We start from the raw sequence: 3,753 nt of genomic DNA, 5'->3' as shown, positions 1-3,753 counted from the left end.
TCTGGCGACTTTCAGTTCACCACTTGGGAGGTCATTTTGCTTGGAAGACAAACCGAACCCGTTGCTCACCGGGAGAAATACTGGTTACCGGCCTGTCTTAGGCCGTGCAAAACTCATGGCCATACATGTGCAATTTAATCTGTCCCTCAACAGGCCTCACTGCTCTCATCACTCACACCTCGAAGAGGGTGAATACCCACGGTAAAAAATCTTCCTGTTGATGAGCTTGAATGCAGCTCGATATGGCTCATGAATTGGCTGGCAAACCTCTAGGTACCGTTGAGTGGCGCACGACGAGCTCCGGCCAGTAGTAATCTCGTACCGCGGCAGCCTCGCGATCAGTCCTATGTTCGACACTTCTGAATTGCTCCTGAATTGGTCCGAAACAAGCATAAGGCCCCGGGTCTGGATCCCGGGGCCTCACGCTCTCATCACTCACACCTCGAAGAGGATGATTAACACTCTAAAGAACGACCCTGTGGATGAGCTTGAGTCCAGCTCCAAATCCAGCATGAACCGACTAACAGTTCTCTGGGTCGTTCGCTAAGAGTCTGCTGACAAGTCGGCATCGGGGCTTCGCAGGATATGCATAAACCGCGCATTAATATAAAGATTTTCTCTACCTGCACGCTGGACTGCAAGCATTCCCGCGTCTGCCAACGCACTCAGATACTTCACTGCAGTTGGACGAGAGACACCACAGCCGTCCACAACGTCCCTCACACGACAGTACGGCTGTTCGAATAAAACATCAGATAACGCCACGGGATAATGCGGTCCAATATCTGCCAAAAGTTGCTCAGCGAACTGTTCTTGAAGCTGTTGAATGGCCTTGATCTTCAACCGGGTAGAGCGAGCAGTCGCCTCTACGGCATGAAGCATGTAGATTATCCATTTCTCCCATGCGCCACTTTTAGTGACTGCATTGAGTAGTCGATAGTACTCGTTTTTATGTTGGATGATGTATTGCGAAACGTAGAGTATAGGTTCGCGCAACAACTCTTTGGCCACAAGCATCAGACCATTGATAACTCTGCCCGTTCTTCCGTTTCCATCGTCAAACGGATGGATGGCTTCGAACTGATAGTGCGCTACCGCCATCTGAACCAACGGGTCGAGATCTGTTGCAGCATTCATGAACTGCTCCCAGTTCTGTAGTTTCTCCTCAATGACTTGACGGCCTACCGGTGGTGTATAAATTCTCCTACCGGTCACCGGGTTACCGATATAGGTGCCCTCGCCCTGCCGGATGTCCGTCTCGGTCCCCCGAATTTCGGAGCATATCTCCTTCGCCATGCCTACGGTCATCAAGTCGGCTCGCTGCCGCATGCGCTCCTGTCCATGGAATAGCGCGATCTTATATCGCAGAGCTTCCCGCGTCGCCGCACTCGCATCAGCACGATGAGTATCCGCGCGAAATAGCTCATCGGTCGTGGTGACAATATTTTCGATTTCAGAGCTCGCCTGAGCTTCCAATAGCGCAAGAGAATTTACAAACACGCTCGGATTTGGCAGTGACACGAGCGCCTCGTTGAGGCCACTGAGCTCGGCTCGTGCAGTCACAAGCTTCTTAAGAACCGAAACGGTTTCGAGGTTTTGCGCCGGAGGGATGGGAGGTAGGTCGTTATACGGGGCTTCTGGGGACCATGACATGTAAAAAAAACTAGCGTATTTTTTCACATAAACATAGACGTGTAAAAATTACACACAATTTTTTACACGTCCCACCGAGATGTAAAGACTTTTTACAGGCTGCCCTTGGTCATGCCGCCCGATCTGCCCGGACGCATCTTATCTCCACCAAGAATAAGGCCCCGGGTCTGGATCCCGGGGCCCTACGCTCTCATCACTCACACCTCGAAGAGGATGATTAATACTCTAAGAAACGTTCCTGTTGATGAGCTTGTATGCAGCTCGATATGGCTCATGAATTGGCTAGCAAATGTCTGGACATGACGAAAATTTCGCTTCCGAGCTCATTCATCGAGTAGGTATTCCAATGTCGTGAGCTCGTCGTAGAGCACAAGTTCCTCGGCATCGAGCTCAAAGTCTCTTCCTCTGCGACGAAACTTCTCCACGTTGCCAACCTCAGCGAAAATTGCTTCGCAACGCGCTTCCGCTTCTTCGCGAGTCCAGATTTCGACTAGTCCGTCTCGTTGCATGGTCTCAACCTTCCCACGTAGTTGGAGTCAGTATAAACCGACGGAACGACAGTTGGTGCGCACCTCGTTCTACCCTTGCCGACAACAGACCCTCCCGTCACACCAGCCTTATAGGTAGCGTATCCACACAGAATCACACTGCACCACAGCCGAGGAGAACTCGTGGCATACGAACATGAAACCGTCTCGACACTCAGCGCCAAGTTTCGTGACGGCACCACCACTGCGGTACGTGAATCCGCGGCAGCTCGTCAAGCAGCGCGAGAAGCTGGCCCGGTGTTCATTACCATCACCGAGGATGACTCGGCAGCAGCCACATCAGACGAGCGACTCCAAGCCGGTACGCCTCGCAGCCTTTTGGAAGGCATCCCGGTCGCCATCAAAGATGTTATTGATACCGCCGGTATGTACACAACCATGGGCTCGAATCTGTTTATCGACAACATTCCGGATGAAGACGCCACGATCGTCAAACAACTTCGCGAGGCCGGCGCCAACATCATCGGCAAGACCAACACCCATGAATTTTCCTACGGCATCCGCGGTGACGCCAGCGCCTACGGAGTGGTGCCGAACCCGCATGATGAATCGCGCATTGCGGGCGGCTCAAGTTCCGGATCTGCTGCTGCGGTAGCCCGGGGCATCGTGTCAGTCGCGGTGGGGACTGATACCGCCGGGTCTATTCGTGTGCCGGCTGCGCTGTGTGGCGCGGTGGGTTTCAAACCGACCTTTGACATCTTGTCTACGGATGGGATCTTCCCGTTGGCCAAGTCCTTCGATACCACTGGCTTTTTAGGCACCAGCGTTCGCGATATTTCGCTGACCTTGGACGCGCTGGGGTTGGAAGGCTTTTCGCCGACGTCCGATCACGCCGACGACCTGGTGTTGCGCAGGTTGCAGGACAACCCCGCTTTACCCGCTGAACTTCCTGATGAGGATGAGATACAAACCATTCCGGATGTGATCGATGCACCGGATATTTTTCATCCGAGCTTCGACGGCAGCACCGCAGACTTCCGGACGCTATTCAATACCATCCGAAGCCGGGAAGCTTACGTCCTGCACAAACCGTATCTAGCATCGGAATCAACCCGAAGCCAATACCAACCGCTCACCCTGGAACGTCTCGACGGCGACGCCGACTCAACCGATGAGGAAGCAGAGTACGCGCTGACGCGAATTCAAGAAATTGGCGAACGGTATCTCGAGGAGTTTGCCGACGTCGATATTTTGCTCACACCGACCGTGCCGATCGATGCCCCACCGCGTGATGAGGAGCCCGGTGAGGGCTCGGAAGTACTGGTCTCTCTGTCCGTTGCGTGGAACGTGCTCGGCTGGCCCGCGTTGACCATCCCCTATTGGAATCCCGGCGATCCGCTGCCGAAATCCGTGCAGGTCATCGGTAAACCAGGCCGCGATGCCGACGTGCTGCGTGCCGGTCAGCACCTTGAAGCCCTCCTAGCCAAGCAGAACCAGATACTCAGCGCATCTTAATCTGGCTCTTCCGGTTTAAGGGTGGGGTTGGTGGTCTAGGCCGCCTGCGATCAGCAACATTCTGAGTCGGTAGTTGTGGGGGTTTCGGAAGCCGCGG

General features: G+C 54.0%; 3 protein-coding genes. 1 reads left to right on the top strand and 2 read right to left on the bottom strand.

Features of this window, described 5'->3' with window-relative positions:
- Nucleotides 1–543: 543 nt before the first annotated feature.
- Both ACYVJT_RS15080 and ACYVJT_RS15075 read right to left on the bottom strand, forming a co-directional pair.
- The gene (locus ACYVJT_RS15080; RefSeq protein WP_499418535.1) at nt 544–1,653 is read right to left on the bottom strand and encodes a Fic family protein; all 1,110 of its coding nucleotides are present in this window, start codon (nt 1,651–1,653) and stop codon (nt 544–546) included.
- A gap of 323 nt (nt 1,654–1,976) precedes the next feature.
- Nucleotides 1,977–2,162, bottom strand: coding sequence for a hypothetical protein (locus ACYVJT_RS15075; protein ID WP_343959601.1), 186 nt, complete (start codon nt 2,160–2,162; stop codon nt 1,977–1,979).
- Nucleotides 2,163–2,324: 162 nt separating this feature from the next.
- Between ACYVJT_RS15075 and ACYVJT_RS15070 the strand changes: the two genes are divergently transcribed.
- The gene (locus ACYVJT_RS15070; protein ID WP_343959603.1) at nt 2,325–3,656 is read left to right on the top strand and encodes an amidase; all 1,332 of its coding nucleotides are present in this window, start codon (nt 2,325–2,327) and stop codon (nt 3,654–3,656) included.
- The last annotated feature ends 97 nt before the right edge of the window (nt 3,657–3,753 follow it).

The sequence above is a fragment of the Yaniella soli genome, from assembly GCF_054782375.1.
The sequence above is the reverse complement of the archived record's forward strand: the minus strand, read 5'-3'. Positions and strand labels throughout refer to the sequence as shown.

Coding starts and splice junctions, on each gene's coding strand:
- ACYVJT_RS15080 (WP_499418535.1), bottom strand. CDS start 1,653: ATGTCATGGTCCCCAGAAGCCCCGTATAACGACCTACCTCCCATCCCT.
- ACYVJT_RS15075 (WP_343959601.1), bottom strand. CDS start 2,162: ATGCAACGAGACGGACTAGTCGAAATCTGGACTCGCGAAGAAGCGGAA.